Origin of the sequence: Pseudomonas sp. FH4, from assembly GCF_000510915.2 — a bacterium.
GTDB classification, from domain to species: Bacteria; Pseudomonadota; Gammaproteobacteria; order Pseudomonadales; family Pseudomonadaceae; genus Aquipseudomonas; species Aquipseudomonas brenneri.
This window is the reverse complement of sequence record NZ_AOHN01000057.1, coordinates 1-1,446: the sequence shown is the minus strand read 5'-3', so window position 1 is coordinate 1,446 and position 1,446 is coordinate 1. Positions and strand designations below refer to the sequence as shown.

Annotated in this window: 1 pseudogene; it reads left to right on the top strand. The window is 57.5% G+C overall.

The features are described 5' to 3' along the window. A pseudogene (locus H097_RS28365) lies at nucleotides 1-1,446 on the top strand (hypothetical protein); the annotation flags it as partial.

Sequence of the window (1,446 nt, the reverse complement as noted above, 5' to 3'; positions counted from 1 at the left end):
GCTGGGAGGTGCGTTTCGGCGCCGCCCTGGCTGACTTCACCGACAGCGCCGGCGTGCGCCATTTCTGCGTGCCGCTGGCGGATCTGCCTGACTCCAACACCGTGGCCGATCTGCGCCAGGCTGAGCCGATCAGTGATTCCCTGGTGAAGCACTTTGCGGGGAAAGAGTGGGTTAAGGGAGAGTTGGCCAAGAAGGCGAACAAAGGAACGAAACTCGCTGACTACGAGATCGATGACGCCATTCCCAATCGCAATCCATTGGGCGACGACAGCCTGGATATTCACGGCGGATCCTATGGGTTCCTGACCGCCCTCAATGAAACGCACCTGTGCCAGAACTGCTACTGGAACGGCGCAGATTGGGTACGGCACGACGAAAAACGGGCTGCGGTAGCCTTGATTGCCGGTGCCGGCAGAGTGCGGGTACAGCGGGTTGGGCCGGGGAAAAACCCGATCGCCTGGGCATCATCGTTCGATGTGCGCGACAGTGGTGACACCTATAGCTCCGACAAGATCGATCAGTTGATCAAGGCCATTGACGAGGCGATCGCCAAGAAGGCGAACAAAGGTACAAAACTCGCTGATTACGGGATCAATGATGCCATTCCGAACGTGAACCCGCTGCCCGGGAACAGTCTGGATATTCACGGCGGAACCTATGCTTTTCTCACCTCGGCGGTTGAGACCAACCTGGCCCAAAATTGTTACTGGGACGGCCACTACTGGGTGCGCCATGATGAATCAAAACCGTGCGTTACGGTGTTTGCCAACGCCGGTAACGTGTATGTGCGTAAAGCCGAAGCAGGCCTGAACCCGATCAACTGGAGCTACAGCGAGAAGCTACGGGACAGTGGCGACACCTACGATAAAACGAGCATCAATAGCTTTTTGGATCAACTGCGCCAGTCGTTGAACCAGCATCACCAGTGGTTGATCCAGATCGATGCTGAACTGAAGAAGAAAGCCGACAAGGGCACCAAGCTGGCCCACTACGGGATCGATGACGCCATCCCGAACTTGAACCCACTGCCTGGGAACAGTCTGGATATTCACGCTGGTTCCTTCGGTTTTTTAACAGCTCTGGAAGAAACTCACCTGGCGCAAAACTGCTATTGGAACGGTGTCCACTGGATGCGCCACGATGAATCCCGGTCAGCGGTCGTGCTGATTGCCGGCGGCGGCGCTGTGCGTATTCAGCGAGTCGCACCTGGACCAAATCCGATTGTGTTTACGGGATCGTCCGAGGTGATCGACAGCAGCAAAAAAGCCCTTCCTGGCGTGGCCGGCATCGCACCGATCGCCAACCTGGAACAACTGGACGCCGGGGCCGATGAAACCAGCATCGTGACGCCGCGCACCCTGCGTTGGGGCTTTTCGATCAGCCTGGCAGACAACGGCTACATCGCGTTCCCGCGCTGGTTGGGCGGATTGATCATCCAATGGGGCA